At 69.6% G+C, this 13,926-nt stretch carries 12 protein-coding genes; 3 read left to right on the top strand and 9 right to left on the bottom strand.

The window, feature by feature from the left end; translation table 11 throughout:
• Together KZ810_RS12525 and sucC are read right to left on the bottom strand one after the other, a co-directional pair.
• On the bottom strand, nucleotides 1-750 hold the full coding sequence (locus tag KZ810_RS12525) for an electron transfer flavoprotein subunit beta/FixA family protein (protein ID WP_219769426.1): 750 nt from the start codon (nucleotides 748-750) through the stop codon (nucleotides 1-3).
• Nucleotides 751-941: 191 nt separating this feature from the next.
• On the bottom strand, nucleotides 942-2,141 hold the full coding sequence (sucC, locus tag KZ810_RS12530; protein ID WP_219769427.1) for an ADP-forming succinate--CoA ligase subunit beta: 1,200 nt from the start codon (nucleotides 2,139-2,141) through the stop codon (nucleotides 942-944).
• Nucleotides 2,142-2,337: 196 nt separating this feature from the next.
• On the opposite strand from sucC, the gene KZ810_RS12535 reads away from it, so the two are divergent.
• Together KZ810_RS12535 and KZ810_RS12540 are read left to right on the top strand one after the other, a co-directional pair.
• Entirely contained in the window at nucleotides 2,338-5,061 is a 2,724-nt protein-coding gene (locus tag KZ810_RS12535; RefSeq protein WP_258044830.1) for an ATP-dependent DNA helicase, read from the top strand.
• Nucleotides 5,062-5,076: 15 nt separating this feature from the next.
• On the top strand, nucleotides 5,077-5,616 hold the full coding sequence (locus KZ810_RS12540; RefSeq protein WP_219769429.1) for a SixA phosphatase family protein: 540 nt from the start codon (nucleotides 5,077-5,079) through the stop codon (nucleotides 5,614-5,616).
• Nucleotides 5,617-5,619: 3 nt separating this feature from the next.
• Here KZ810_RS12540 and KZ810_RS12545 read toward each other — a convergent pair whose 3' ends face one another.
• From KZ810_RS12545 to KZ810_RS12575, 7 genes are all read right to left on the bottom strand, one after another.
• Nucleotides 5,620-6,336: a GIN domain-containing protein gene (locus KZ810_RS12545; RefSeq protein WP_219769430.1), complete on the bottom strand. Its 717-nt coding sequence runs from the start codon at nucleotides 6,334-6,336 to the stop codon at nucleotides 5,620-5,622.
• Between the two features lie 41 nt (nucleotides 6,337-6,377).
• Nucleotides 6,378-7,100, bottom strand: a complete 723-nt coding sequence (locus KZ810_RS12550; protein ID WP_219769431.1) for a head GIN domain-containing protein — start codon at nucleotides 7,098-7,100, stop codon at nucleotides 6,378-6,380.
• A 49-nt stretch (nucleotides 7,101-7,149) separates the two neighbouring features.
• The gene (locus tag KZ810_RS12555) at nucleotides 7,150-7,872 is read right to left on the bottom strand and encodes a GIN domain-containing protein (protein WP_219769432.1); all 723 of its coding nucleotides are present in this window, start codon (nucleotides 7,870-7,872) and stop codon (nucleotides 7,150-7,152) included.
• Nucleotides 7,873-7,961: 89 nt separating this feature from the next.
• On the bottom strand, nucleotides 7,962-8,495 hold the full coding sequence (locus KZ810_RS12560) for a CarD family transcriptional regulator (protein WP_019515453.1): 534 nt from the start codon (nucleotides 8,493-8,495) through the stop codon (nucleotides 7,962-7,964).
• A gap of 379 nt (nucleotides 8,496-8,874) precedes the next feature.
• Nucleotides 8,875-9,216: a ferredoxin FdxA gene (gene fdxA / locus KZ810_RS12565; RefSeq protein WP_093006740.1), complete on the bottom strand. Its 342-nt coding sequence runs from the start codon at nucleotides 9,214-9,216 to the stop codon at nucleotides 8,875-8,877.
• Nucleotides 9,217-9,298: 82 nt separating this feature from the next.
• Nucleotides 9,299-9,646: an RNA-binding S4 domain-containing protein gene (locus KZ810_RS12570; RefSeq protein ID WP_219769433.1), complete on the bottom strand. Its 348-nt coding sequence runs from the start codon at nucleotides 9,644-9,646 to the stop codon at nucleotides 9,299-9,301.
• Complete coding sequence (locus KZ810_RS12575; RefSeq protein ID WP_219769434.1) at nucleotides 9,646-12,192, bottom strand: helicase-related protein; 2,547 nt, start codon at nucleotides 12,190-12,192, stop codon at nucleotides 9,646-9,648. Before KZ810_RS12575 ends, KZ810_RS12570 begins: the two co-directional genes overlap by 1 nt.
• Nucleotides 12,193-12,491: 299 nt before the next feature.
• Here KZ810_RS12575 and KZ810_RS12580 point away from each other — a divergent pair, with 299 nt between their 5' ends.
• Nucleotides 12,492-13,895, top strand: coding sequence for a M23 family metallopeptidase (locus KZ810_RS12580; RefSeq protein WP_308461546.1), 1,404 nt, complete (start codon nucleotides 12,492-12,494; stop codon nucleotides 13,893-13,895).
• The last annotated feature ends 31 nt before the right edge of the window (nucleotides 13,896-13,926 follow it).

Below are 13,926 nucleotides of genomic sequence, written 5' to 3' on the forward strand. Positions count from 1 at the left end.
TTAGTTGGCGATGCCCATCGACTTGAGCTTGCCGACGAGCTCGTCGACGTCGGCGACCTTGATGCCGGCCTGACGCTTCGCGGGTTCGACCACCTTCAACGTGGTGAGGCGCGGGCTCACGTCGACGCCGTAATCGGCCGGCGTCTTCTGCGCCATCGGCTTCGACTTCGCCTTCATGATGTTGGGCAGGCTCGCGTAGCGCGGTTCGTTCAACCGCAGGTCGGTCGTCACGATCGCGGGCAGCTTGTAGGTGTCGGTCTCGAGTCCACCGTCGACCTCGCGGACGACCTTGGCGCTGTCCGCGGACAGTTCGATCTTCGACGCCGCGGTCGCCTGACCCCAGCCGAGGAGCCCCGCGAGCATCTGGCCCGTCTGGTTATTGTCGTCGTCGATCGCCTGCTTGCCCAGGATGACGAGGCTCGGCTGCTCTTCCTCGACGATCTTCGCCAGCAGCTTGGCGACGCCCAGAGGCTCGACCTTGCCCTCGGCGACGACCAGCACCGCGCGGTCAGCACCCATGGCGAGCGCAGTGCGCAGCGTTTCCTGCGCCTTCTGCTCGCCGATCGACACCGCGACGATCTCGGTCACGACGCCCTTTTCCTTCAGGCGGATCGCTTCCTCGACCGCGATCTCGTCGAACGGGTTCATGCTCATCTTGACGTTCGCCAGATCGACGCCCGACCCGTCCGCCTTCACGCGGGGCTTCACGTTGTAGTCAAGCACGCGCTTGACCGGCACCAGCACCTTCATCGGAGCTCCTCTTCCATACTTTGCGCGCCTGTGTCGGCGATCCAATTGGCGATTTTCGGTCGTTTTCGCAAGTGCGGTATGGTGGCCAGCCCGCAATCGCGCCGTGCCGTAGCGGCATCCGGCGCATCAACGAAGAAGGGGCCGGACGTTTCCGCCCGACCCCTTCCGACTCGATCAGTGATGACGCGGGATCACGCCGCCTTCTGCACCTCGGCGACGATCTTCTTCGCGGCATCGCCCAGATCGTTGGCGGGCACGATGGCGAGGCCCGACTGGCTGAGGATTTCCTTGCCCTTGTCGACGTTGGTGCCTTCCAGGCGGACGACCAGCGGAACCGACAGGTTCACTTCCTTGGCGGCGGCGACGATGCCCTCGGCGATGATGTCGCACTTCATGATGCCGCCGAAGATGTTGACCAGGATGCCCTTCACCGCGGGGTCGGCGAGGATGATCTTGAACGCCGCGGTCACCTTTTCCTTGTTCGCGCCGCCGCCGACGTCGAGGAAGTTGGCCGGGAACATGCCGTTCAGCTTGATGATGTCCATCGTCGCCATCGCGAGGCCAGCGCCGTTCACCATGCAGCCGATATCGCCGTCGAGCTTGATGTAGGCGAGGTCGTACTTCGACGCTTCGATCTCGGCCGGGTCTTCCTCGGTCTCGTCGCGCAGCTCGGCCAGATCCTTGTGGCGGAACATCGCGTTCGAATCGAAGCCGACCTTGGCGTCGAGCACCATCAGCTTGTTGTCGTCGGTGACGGCGAGCGGGTTGATCTCGATCTGCGACGCGTCGGTGGCGAGGAAGGCGTCGTACACCTTGCTCGCGAGAACCTGCGCCTGCTTGGCGAGGTCGCCGGTCAGGCCCAGCGCGTTGGCGACCGCGCGGCCGTGGTGCGGCTGGAACCCGGTGGCGGGATCGACCGAGAAGGTGTGGATCTTCTCCGGCGTGTCGTGCGCCACGGTTTCGATGTCCATGCCGCCCTCGGTCGAGACGACGAACGCGACGCGGCCCGTCGCACGGTCGACGAGCAGCGCGAGGTAGAATTCCTTCGCGATGTCGACGCCGTCGGTCACGTACAGGCGGTTGACCTGCTTGCCCGCGTCACCCGTCTGGATTGTCACCAGCGTGTTGCCGAGCATCTCGGTCGCGGCGTGACGCACTTCGTCCTCGGTCTTGGCGAGACGGACGCCGCCCTTTGCATCGGGGCCGAGCTCCTTGAACTTGCCCTTGCCGCGGCCGCCGGCGTGGATCTGCGCCTTCACGACATAGAGCGGCCCGGGCAGCTTCTTCGATGCTTCGACGGCCTCCTCCACGCTCATCGCGGCGAAGCCCTGCGGCACGGCGACGCCGTACTTCGCGAGCAGTTCCTTGGCCTGGTATTCGTGGATGTTCATGGGGACGCCTCTCCAGATGGTGGCGGGTGGAAACGCTTTGGGGTGTCCTAAGCACAGCGGGCGCGAGGAATCCACCCCGCAGCACCCATTCTTCACGGCTGATGCGACTGCGAAACGTTTGCAAATAAAACAAATGGGCAGATCATGTGCTTATCGACGGCACGGCTCTACTCGTGGGTTGCCATTCTGTTCGCCGATGCGCACCTGCACCATCGTGAGCGCGCTTCATTACCCCGCTTTGCACGCCAGCCATTCGGGCATCTGGGTGTCGCATGACGGCGTCACGCGCGCGGTCTCACGTGGTGAGGCGATCCGGCTCGCCGCCGACACGCCCGTAATCCTGTTGAACGCCGCGCTCCTCGGTCAACGGCTGGGTTACGCCGACCTGTCGGGGCTCGACCTGCTCGAATTGTTCGCGTTCCTTCATCCGGCCCGGTTCATGGTGCCGACGCCCAAGGGGCTCGCCGCAGTGACCGCGCTCGATGTGCCCGCGGACGATGCGGAGGTCGCGCCGTTCCTGCTCGCCGCGGCCGAGCGACTGCTCGACGTTCCCACGAGCGACTGGCGCGAGCGCGACGGCGCGTGGACCGCACTCCAGTCGCTCACGCGGCTGCGCTGGGCCTGGGCGCCGCCGCTCGCCCCCCGCATCGCCAAGCCGTCGTCGCAGGAGCGCTGGCTGTTCACCCGCCTGCCCGAGTGGGGCGAGGCACCGCCGCGCCCCGCCCCGCGCACCGTGACGATGCCCGAGGGTGCGGTGCTCGATCGACTGGAGGAGCTGACCGGCGAGGGCGCGGAGCCACGCGCCGGCCAGCAGCGCTTCGCCGCCGCCGCCAGCACCGCGTTCACGCCTCGTACGATGCGCGACTCGCCCAATCTCATGCTGGCGGAGGCGGGCACCGGGATCGGCAAGACGCTCGGCTATCTCGCGCCCGCGAGTCTGTGGGCCGAGGCGGCGGGCGGCGCGGTGTGGATCTCTACCTATACCAAGGCACTCCAGCGACAACTCGGCGCGGAGACGCGTCGCGTCTATACCGACGAGAGCGTCAGGCGGACGCGCGTCGTGACGCGCAAGGGCCGTGAGAATTACCTCTGTCTCCTGAACCTGGAGGACGCGCTGCAAGGCGGGTTTGCCGGGCGTGCGGCGGTATTGGCACAGCTCGTCGCACGCTGGGCGGCGTACAGCGTTGACGGCGACATGGTCGGCGGCGATCTGCCCGGCTGGTTGCCGACGCTGTTCCGCCGCAACGGTTCGACCGCACTGACCGACCGCCGCGGCGAGTGCGTCTACGCGGGCTGCCCGCACTACCGGAAATGCTTCATCGAGCGCGCCGCGCGTGCTTCGGCCGAGGCTGATCTGGTGATCGCCAACCACGCGCTCGTCATGGTCAATGCCGCGCGCGGGCGTGAGACCGCGACGCGCCCGACGCGCTACGTCTTCGACGAGGGCCACCACCTGTTCGACGCCGCCGACGCGATGTTCGGCGTCGCGCTGACGGGCGCGGAGACGATCGAGCTGCGCCGCTGGATCATCGGCCCCGAGGGTACCAGCCGCGGCCGCCGCCGCGGATTGCAGGCGCGCCTGTCCGATCTCGCCAGCTACGACGAGCAGGGTGGTGCGGCGGTTGCGGATATCGTCGCGGCGGCGGGTGCGCTCGCGGCGGACGGCTGGCTCGGGCGGTTGGGGGAGGGGGCGCCGTTCGGTCCGGTCGAGAAGCTGCTCGCCGCGGTGCGCGGCCTCACCTACGCACGCGCCGAACAACCCGGCGACGCGGGCTACGCACTCGAAACCGAACTCGCCGAGCCGACGCCGGAGCTGATCGAGGCCGCCGCGCCCGCCGCCGCCGCGCTCGACGCGCTCGTCCGCCCGATGGTCGCACTCGGCAAGCGGCTGGAGACGGTGCTCGCCGACGCGCCCGACTGGATGGACGCGCCGGCGCGTGCGCGGATCGAGGGCGCGATCGCCTCGCTTGGCTGGCGCGCGGAGACGGTCGCGGCGTGGCTTGCCTTGCTGTCGCGCATCGGCGGCCCGGCCGACCCCGCCTTCGTCGACTGGCTCGCGGTCGACCGTGCGGAGGGGCGCGAGTACGATATCGGGCTCCACCGCCGCTGGCTCGACCCGACCAAGCCGTTCGCCGAAACGGTGCTCAAGCCCGCGCACGGCGCGCTCGTCACCTCCGCGACGCTGACGGCGGGCGGCGACTGGGCGACCGCAGAGGCGCGCGTCGGCGCGGCGCACCTGCTACGCCCTGCCGACCGGTTCGAGGTCGCGAGCCCGTTCGATTACGCGAACCATGCCGAGGTGCTGATCGTCACCGACGTGAAGCGCGGCGACGTGGCGCAACTCGCGGGCGCCTATGCGCGGCTGATCGAGGCGGCGGGCGGCGGCACGCTCGGGCTGTTCACCGCAATCCGCCGCCTGCGCGCGGTCCACGCGCGCGTCGCCGATCGCCTCGCGCGCGAAGGATTGCCGCTCCACGCGCAGCACGTCGACCCGATCGATACGGGCACGCTGGTCGACATCTTCCGCGACGATCCGCACGCGAGCCTGCTCGGTACCGATGCGCTGCGCGACGGCGTCGACGTGCCCGGCGACTCGCTCCGCCTGGTGGTGATGGAGGGCGTTCCCTGGCCAAAACCGACCGTGCTTCACGCCGCGCGTCGTCTCGCGGGCGGCGGCAGCGCGTACGACGACCGCATCGTACGTGCGCGGCTCGCGCAGGCGTTCGGACGGCTGATCCGGCGGCAGGACGACGCGGGCGCATTCGTTCTCCTCTCCGCCGCCATGCCCTCGCGGCTGCTCGACGCCTTCCCACCCGGCGTGCCGATCCGCCGCGTGACGCTCGATGAAGCCGCCGCGCGCGTCGCCGAGCGACTATCCACGCGCGGCGCAATCGGGCATGGAGCACCCCTGCCCACTTGATGGAGATCGGTCCCGGTGAAGACGCTGACGCTGCTGCGCCACGCCAAGTCGGGCTGGGACGATCCGGTCGCGCGCGATTTCGACCGTCCGCTCAATCCCAAGGGACGCCGCGCCGCGCAGACCGTCGGGCGCGAGCTTCGCCGTTTGGGCCTCGGCTTCGATCACGTCGTCGCCTCGCCCGCGGTGCGCGTCGAACAGACGATCGACGGCATCGAATCGGGCTACGCGCGCGCACTCTCGCCCGCCTACGACCGCCGCATCTATCTGGCCTCGGCGGGCTCGCTGCTCGACGTGGTGCGCGAGACGAGCGACGATTATGCGCGGCTGCTGCTGATCGGGCATAATCCGGGGCTCGAGGATCTCGTCCTCATGCTCTCCCCCGACGAACCCGGTACCTTGCGCGACGATGTGGAGGAAAAATACCCGACCGCGACGCTCGCCGAACTGACCTTCGCGTTCGATGCCTGGGCGCAGGTCGCGGAGGGGACCGGCACGCTCACCCGTTTCATCCGTCCGCGCGATCTCGATCCCGAACTGGGGCCGGGCGAGGATTGAGCCTCAGCGCGCGGGCGCGGCGCCGCACGTCACCGGGCCACCCGCCGCGGCGCGCACCACGCATTTGGGATTCCCGCCGACGCTGACCCGTCCCATGCCGGTCGAATTGATCTCCGCCGAATAACGCGCCGCGGCACGCGTCTCGCCCGCGCCGTCGAGCGAGACGAACAGGTCGCCCGCCGACAATCCGCTCGCGTCGATCGATCCCGGGCCGTTGGTCAGCAGCCGCGCCTTGCCCGCGCGTCCGGCGAGCCGGATCGCGCCACTGCCGATCACCGACGCGACGATCTGGTCCGCCGCGACCTCGTCGACCGACAGCGTGCCCGTGCCCGTCACGCTCAGGTCGACGCGCTCGCCCTTCACGCGCGTGACCGACACTTTCGCGCCGGATAGCAATGCGACGCTGCGCAACTGCGTCGTCGACAGCGTGAACACCGGCACTGCCGCGGCACCGCGTCCCGCGCGATCGCCGGTGCCACGATCGAGCCGGAGCGACAGCGTGCCGCCCTCGTTGCTCAGCCGCAATCGCTCGAGCAGCGCGGGCTCGGGCGCGCTCGCGGTCGCGCGCGGACTGGCGCCCGTTGCGATCCGTACCTCGAACGGTCCGTCGACGCGCACCCGGTCGAAGCTGCCGATGTTCCACACCCGTTCGGCGGCATTCGCCGGAACGGCGGTCGCGAGCAGGAGCAGGGGGGCGAGCAGGGCGCGATGGCGGATCATCGCGTCAGCGTCGCACCGCGCCACTGCCGGGGCAAGCCGTCTCAGGCGTGGCAGCGCACCGTGCCCGTCCCGCTCTTGCGGACGGTGCAGCGCGCATCGGGGCCGAGGTCGATATCGCCCGATCCCGCCAGCCGCACGTCGGCCGGGCCACGCACCGCCGCGGCGACGTCGCCCGATCCCGCGACCGAGACGGTCGCGCGCGCCGCCGTCAGCCCGCGCGCCTGCACATCGCCCGATCCGGCGATGCGGATCGTCAGTGCCTGTGCCTGCCCGGCGGCGGTCACGTCGCCGGAGCCCGAGATACCGAATTCCACCTCGCCCGCGCGCATGGCGTCGACGATCAGATCGCCCGACCCGCTGATCGCGCCGCGAAAGCGCGGCCCCTCGACGCGCGCGATGCGCAAATTGCCCGATCCCGCGATCGCGCCGTCCTCGATCGCGGGCATGGTGACGATCACGCGGACCCCGCCCTTGCTCCAGGTCATGCCGTTCCGCCGCCCGACGCGCAGGCTGTTGCCCTCGCGCTGGATCACCAGCCGATCGAGCAGCGCCGGATCGCCCTCCGCGCGCACCGAATAGGGCCCGGTGCGCACCTCGACGTTGTCAGGCCCGGCGAGTGCGACGCGCGTGAAGTCGCGCGCGGCGTAACCGCGGCTCGCCCCCGCCCCGTCGGGCGCGATGCCCTCCTGATTGCCCGACGCGTAGGTGGCAGTCATCCCGCAGGCGGCAACCGTGATCAGCAAGGCAAGAGCGAGATAGCGCATGTCACATCCTCCAACCGTATTGCCACGTTAATACACGTCGGAGCGATGATCAAGCGCCGCAACGGATGCGCGCGCCACCCATTTTTGACACGTCGCATCGCGCGCGGGGTCCGAGGTCGATCGTGCCGCGACCGACGCTCGACACGCTGGCGTTGCCCTCGACGCTGGCAAGGACGGTGCCCGAACCCGCCACCGACACGTCGGCGTGCGCGGCATGCAGCGCCGGCGCGCGCAGCGACCCCGCGCCGCCGATCGAGACCTTCAGGTCGCGGACGCGACCGCTGGCAACGACGCTGCCGGTGCCGCCGATCGATACCTCGGCCGCGTCGGTGGTGAGCGCAGCGATCGTCATTGCACCCTGCCCGCCGACCGAGGCGTCGAAATGCGGCCCCGATACGCGGTCGATCGCGATCGTACCGCTGCCCCCCAGCGCCGCGGCCGACAGGCGCGGCATCGTCACGGTGACGCGGACCTGCCGTTCTTGCGCCGCATCACCCCTTGCCTTGGGATCGCGACGGACGACCTTCAGCGTGTCGCCGTCGCGTTCGATGCGCATCGTGGCGAGGATCGCGGCGGGGCCGTCGGCGTGGACCGACCAGTTCGGGCCGACGCGCACCTGCATCTGCGCCGCGGTCCCGAGCGCGACACGGGTGAAATCGCGGATCGTGTAGTCGACCGCGAAGCTACCCGCGGCCGCCCCGGCACGCTCCGCCGGAAGCGTCGTGATCACAGAGGCGAGGACGGGCAGGGTCAGAAACGACAAAGAGCGCATCGCGGGTAACTCCGTTGAACCGGAGCCAGCGATACGCCCTTATGATTACGCCTGTAAACAGATATTGTTTACAGATGTGGTCTACCTGTTCACGCGGGCTGCTTGTCCTTGTTATAGATCGCCGCGGCCTTGCGCAGGATGTCGAGGATCTTCTCCTGCGCCGCCGGCTCGTCGATCTGCTCCATCGCGGCGAGCTCGCGCGCGAGGCGGCTGCACGCGCCCTCGAAAATCTGCCGCTCGGAATAGCTCTGCTCGGGCTGGTCGTCGGCGCGGAACAGGTCGCGTACCACCTCGGCGATCGAGGCGAGGTCGCCCGAATTGATCTTCGCCTCATATTCCTGCGCGCGACGCGACCACATCGTGCGCTTGACCTTGGGCTTGCCCTTCAGCGTCTCCATCGCCTCGCGCATCGTCTTGTCCGACGACAGCTTGCGCATGCCGACGCTCTCGGCCTTGTTGGTCGGAACGCGCAGCGTCATGCGCTCCTTCTCGAACCGCAGCACGTAGAGTTCGAGCGCGATGCCCGCGATCTCCGATTTCTGCAGCTCGATCACGCGACCCACGCCGTGCTTGGGGTAAACGACGTAATCGCCGACATCGAAGTGCAGAGCCTTGGCAGCCATTGACGATCTTTCCAAATCTATGCCCCGCCTGCTACCCACGCCTCGCCGGTCCGGTGCGGAAACACCTGCGTCGGTCGATGAACATGGGGCGGGGGTAGGTTGATCTCCGTCGGGCGCGGCAGGAAAGCGCCCGTCCCGGCAGTATATAGCACGATTATTTGTTTGTTTCCAGCCTGCTTACGTCAGCGCTGCTGACGTGCGGCGTCCGCCGCGGCCGCGACGCCGCGGACCGGTCGATTCTCTGGTCTTTCGGCGACGCCCGTCAGGGAAACAGCGCGTGATCCCGCAGTCCAGCCCCGTGTATTGACGCCGGGCTCCCGCTCCATCCGGCGGTAGCGACCACCGCCTAAGGCCTCGCGATAAGGCCCAAATCGTTCGCTCAGTCGCCCTTGCCGGGCTCGGCCGAGAAATACTTGTCGTACTTGCCATCCTCGCCCTTGTGCTCGTCGGCGTCGGGCGGGGTCTGGTCGAGCTTGCGCGTGACGTTGGGCCATTGTGCGGAGAAGGTGGTGTTGAGCTCCAGCCACTGCTCCAGCCCGTTCTCGGTATCGGGCAGGATCGCCTCGGCCGGGCATTCGGGCTCGCACACGCCGCAGTCGATGCACTCGCTGGGGTTGATGACGAGCATGTTCTCGCCCTCGTAGAAACAATCCACCGGGCAAACCTCGACGCAGTCCATGTACTTGCAGCGGATGCAGGCGTCGGTGACGACGTAGGTCATGTAAGCGTTCCTCGGTGACTCGGCCGTGTATCGTGTCGGTGTTCGCGATTTGGGCCGCTGCTATGCCGGGCGCAACCGAGCGTCAATCATCCAAGCTTTCCTGCGAGCCGTTCGCACCGTCCGCGCAATCGAGATCGACCGACCCGCCCGCCGTCAATTCCTGATAACAGCTGCGTGCCTCGGGCGCGGGGCCGCGCCGATGCGGCAGCGCCTCGATCCGTACCACCAGCACCCGGTCATGATGCGCGAAGGTCAGCACATTGCCGACGCGCACCAAGGCGTGCGCGCGGTCGATCAACCGCCCGTCGATCCGCAGCCGCCCCGCCGAGGCAAGCGCCGCCGCGACGCTGCGCGTCTTGGTCAGGCGGGTGAACCACAGGAACCGGTCCAGCCGCATCGTCGCATTGCCCGGAGCGACCGCACCCGGCATCAATGCGCGCGCATCAGGTCGTGGAGGTCGGCGAAGGCATTGCCCGGCCGCGCGGGCACCACGCTCGGCGCAACCTTGGGCCGCGGTCGTCCGCGCCAGATGTAACGCGGCGGTCCTTCGTCACCCGCGGTGCCGCGCTGACCGGCAGTGCGAAATCCCAGTTCCGCCATCAATCGCGCCAGCGTTTCGGGCTCGACCCCCATTGAGGTCGCGAGCGCCGGGTCGGGCGCGAACGCCGCGCGCGCGCCGCCCTCGCTCGCCGCGCGTGCCTCGTGGGCCGCGCGCGCGATCCGTTCGACCAGGTCGATCCGCACCGCCTGCGCGCCGAGCGGGCGGTATCCCATCCCGAGCATCGCACCGGGCGTCGCGCGCGGCAGCACGGTAGCGCCCGCCGGCGGGGCAGGAGGCGCCGAACCGTGCGCCGCCGCGATCAATGCCTGCCGCCAAACGCGCACACTGGGTTTGAGTAGCCGCGGGTCGAACAGGTCGAGCGCGCCAATCGTAATGCCAGCGCGCCTCAGCCAATGGCGCGCGCCGCCGTCGAGCGCGTCGAGCGAGATCGCGAGCGGTGCGCGCGCGGCGACCCCGGCCCCCGCCTCCAGCGCGCCCGCGATGCTGCGCAGGGCGGGGCCCGCCTCCGCCGCGCGCGTCGCCTCGCTTAATCTGGCGAGCGCCGGCAATCGCCGCGCGACACTCGCCGCCACCCAGTCGCGTACCCTAGCCGCGACCCGCTCGCGCAGTGGCGTATCGAGGCAGGCGAGCGCGGGGTCGAGCACCACCGCCGGCCGCGCGAGCGACGCACCACGCGCCAGCCGCGCCAGCTCGACCGCGTCCGCAGTAATCGCGCCGTCCTCGGCGAGCGTGAAGGCGTCGTCGCCGCCCGCGATCAGCGCCTCGGCGCGTCGCCGCCGCTCGCTCCCCAGCCTTTTTTCCGCCGTGGCGAGCAGCAGCCGCTTGTCGGCGGCGCGTGCTTCGGGTGCGACCGTGAAGCGGAAACCGTCGAGCCGCCCGATCGTGTGCGCGTCGATCGTCACCTCGCCCTGCGCGCCGATCTCGACCGGCAATTCCCCCGCACCGCTGCCGATCTTGCGCATCAGCGCGGTGGTGCGCTTGTCGACGAAGCGTTGCGTCAGGCTCGCGTGGAGCGCGTCGGACAATCGCTCCTCGACCTCGAGTGTGCGCTGTGCCCAGGTTTCGGGATCGGCAAGCCAGTCGGGGCGCTGCGCGATATAGGCCCAGCTGCGGATGCTCGCGATCCGCCCCGCGATCGTCTCGACATCGCCGTCGGTGCGGTCGAGCCGCGCGACCTCGTCAGCGAACCATTGGTGCGGGATGTGCCCTTGCGCGAGATAGCCGAACACGCGTCCGACGAAGCGCGCGTGCGGGTCGAGGCCCAGCTTGGCGAAATCGGGAATACCGCACGCCGCCCACAACCGCTGGACGCTGCCGCGGCCGCGCGCCTCGACCGCGGCACGCACCGCTGGATCGTCGGCCAGCCGCTTCAGCACCTTCAGGTCCAGCGCCTCGGGTGCGGCCCGCAGCGCGGTGACGGTGCCGCCGGGCATCTCGGGCTTCTTCGACAGGCTGGCGATCAGCGCATCGATGCTGCGCAGATCGGGCTCGCCCTCGCGCCAATAGAGCCAGTCGAGCCGGGGGAAGCGATGTCCCTCGATCGCCTGCACTTCCTCAGGGAGAAACGCGTCGTCGCCTTCTTCGGTCAGCGCGCCGAACGTGCCGTCACGCTGGTGCCGCCCCGCACGCCCCGCGATCTGCGCCATTTCGGCGACCGTCAGCCGCCGCCGCCTGCGCCCGTCGAACTTGTGCAGGCCCGCGAACGCGACATGCCCGACGTCGAGGTTCAACCCCATGCCGATCGCGTCGGTCGCGACCAGGTAATCGACCTCGCCCGCCTGGAACATCTGGACCTGCGCGTTGCGCGTCCGCGGTGACAGCGCGCCCATCACCACCGCCGCGCCACCGCGCAGGCGCCTGAGCATCTCGGCGGTCGCGTATACTTCTTCGGTGGAGAAGGCGACGATCGCGGAGCGCCGCGGCAGACGCGACAGCTTCTTGGCGCCGGCGTAGGACAGCGTCGAGAAGCGCGGCCGCTCGACGATCTCGATGCCGGGGATCAGGTTGCGCAGCACCGGGCGCAGCGCCTCCGACCCCAGGATCATCGTCTCCTCGCGCCCGCGCGCGCGCAGCAGCCGGTCGGTGAAGACGTGCCCGCGCTCCTGGTCGGCCCCGAGCTGCGCCTCGTCGATCGCGACGAACGCGAAATCGCGCTGCATCGGCATGCTCTCAACCGTGCACAGGAACCAGCGCGCATCCTTGGGGACGATCCGCTCCTCGCCCGTCACCAGCGCGACACGGTCCTTGCCCTTGATCGCGACGACGCGGTCGTAGACTTCGCGTGCCAGCAGCCGGAGCGGGAAGCCGATGCAGCCGCTCGAATGCGCGCACATCCGCTCGATCGCGAGATGGGTCTTGCCGGTGTTGGTCGGGCCCAACACTGCCGTCACCCGGGCGTTGTCACGCGCACTCATTACCGCCCTTACATCGGGTCGCGCGCGGGGCGATGCAATCATTTCCTTTCGGCCGAACGGCTTCGTCGCGCGGCGCGAACGCCCGGTCGTGAACGAGGTCCGCCGGCGCGGCGGTTAATTTGACTTTAGGGTCTCGCGTCCACAACGCGGCGACCCAGGTGCCGGGGGGATACGGCGCAGCTTTGTTCAATCGGGGCGGGGACGCCGTTTTGTTTCTGCGTGAACAGCAAGGGCTGGAACTGGCAGGTGCCGCGGGATCGGCGCGCAGGCGCGCGCTTGTCCCTGCAGCGCCCCTCCACGTGCCGCCGCCGCCACCGCTGCTCGACCGGCTGCGCGACGCCGCTTATCGCACCGACTGGGTCCCCGATCTCGGCCAGAACATCGGCAGCCGCACCTGGTGGCGCGGTGCCGCCACCTGCGCCGCGCTGATCACCGCGGCGTGGATGACGCGCCCCGGCATCCCGCCCGTGCTCGGCTACGCCCCCGCCGTCGTCACCGGCGCGGCGCTTGAGGAAACCCGCACACAGGCGATCGCGCCGCTGGGCCTCGGGGCCACGACCGGGCGCCGCATGGCGGCCTCCGGGCTCGTCCGCCACCTGGCCGAAACGCCCGAGCGGCCGCAGATCGACCTGACCGTGACGTTGGGCGACGGCGATACGCTCGGCCACGCGCTGCAACGCGCGGGCGTCGGCATGAACGAGGCCGCGCGCGTCGCGACGCTGGTCGCGGGTGCGGTATCGCTCGATCAATTGAAACCCGGCACGATCCTGTCGCTGACGATGGGGCGCCGCCCGTCGCGGCTGCAACCCCGGCCGATCGAGAAGCTGTCGTTCCGCGCCGGGTTCGACCTGAACCTGGCGGTCAACCGTGCGGGCGAAGACCTGCTGCTCGATCGCCAGCCGATCCGCATCGACCGCGCGCCGCTGCGCGTCCGCGGGCTGGTGGGCGACAGCCTTTATCGCTCGATGCGCGCCGCGGGCGTGCCGGCGCGCATCGTCGAATCCTACATCAAGGCGGTCGCCGCGCGCATGCCGATCGGTGAAGTCGGTGCCGCCGACATGTTCGACATCGTCGCGGATCAGGCGCGCGCCGCAACCGGCGAGGTCGAGGTCGGTCAACTGCAATATGCCGGGCTGGTCGACGCCGCGGGCAGGCGCCGGCTGCAGCTCGTCCGCTGGGGCGACCGCGACGGCAGCGGCGGCAGCTTCATGGACCCGGCGGGCCAGGTCGAACGGCGCGGCTTCATGGGGATGCCGGTCGCGGGGCGCGTCACCTCGACCTTCGGCTATCGCATGCACCCGCTGCTCGGCTTCATGCGGATGCACAAGGGGCTCGACATCGGCGCGCCCTATGGCAGCCCGATCTACGCCGCGATCGACGGCGTCGTCGCCTTTGCCGGGCGCAGCGGCGGGTACGGCAATTTCGTCAAGCTGGCGCATTCCGGCGGCTACGCCTCGGGCTACGGCCACATGAGCCGGATCGCGGTGTCGCCGGGCAGCCATGTCGCGCGCGGGCAGGTGATCGGCTACGTCGGCTCGACCGGCATGTCGACCGGCCCGCACCTGCACTGGGAAGTGTGGAGGAACGGCGTGCCCGTGAACCCGCGCTCGATCTCCTTGTCGAGTGTACAGACCGTATCGGGCGACACGTTGCGGGGATTGAAGACAAAGCTGGCGCAGTTACTGTCCACTCCGGCCCACTGACGCGGCCGTTACCGGCGACCTCTTCGCCCCC

Source organism: Sphingomonas citricola, from assembly GCF_019429535.1.
GTDB lineage: Bacteria > Pseudomonadota > Alphaproteobacteria > Sphingomonadales > Sphingomonadaceae > Sphingomonas > Sphingomonas citricola.

Bases quoted from the DNA above. Each gene is read 5' to 3' on its own strand.
- KZ810_RS12525 (WP_219769426.1), bottom strand. From the start codon at position 750: ATGAAGGTGCTGGTGCCGGTCAAGCGCGTGCTTGACTACAACGTGAAG.
- sucC (WP_219769427.1), bottom strand. From the start codon at position 2,141: ATGAACATCCACGAATACCAGGCCAAGGAACTGCTCGCGAAGTACGGC.
- KZ810_RS12535 (WP_258044830.1), top strand. From the start codon at position 2,338: ATGCGCACCTGCACCATCGTGAGCGCGCTTCATTACCCCGCTTTGCAC.
- KZ810_RS12545 (WP_219769430.1), bottom strand. From the start codon at position 6,336: ATGATCCGCCATCGCGCCCTGCTCGCCCCCCTGCTCCTGCTCGCGACC.
- KZ810_RS12550 (WP_219769431.1), bottom strand. From the start codon at position 7,100: ATGCGCTATCTCGCTCTTGCCTTGCTGATCACGGTTGCCGCCTGCGGG.
- KZ810_RS12555 (WP_219769432.1), bottom strand. From the start codon at position 7,872: ATGCGCTCTTTGTCGTTTCTGACCCTGCCCGTCCTCGCCTCTGTGATC.
- KZ810_RS12560 (WP_019515453.1), bottom strand. From the start codon at position 8,495: ATGGCTGCCAAGGCTCTGCACTTCGATGTCGGCGATTACGTCGTTTAC.
- fdxA (WP_093006740.1), bottom strand. From the start codon at position 9,216: ATGACCTACGTCGTCACCGACGCCTGCATCCGCTGCAAGTACATGGAC.
- KZ810_RS12570 (WP_219769433.1), bottom strand. From the start codon at position 9,646: ATGCCGGGTGCGGTCGCTCCGGGCAATGCGACGATGCGGCTGGACCGG.
- KZ810_RS12575 (WP_219769434.1), bottom strand. From the start codon at position 12,192: ATGAGTGCGCGTGACAACGCCCGGGTGACGGCAGTGTTGGGCCCGACC.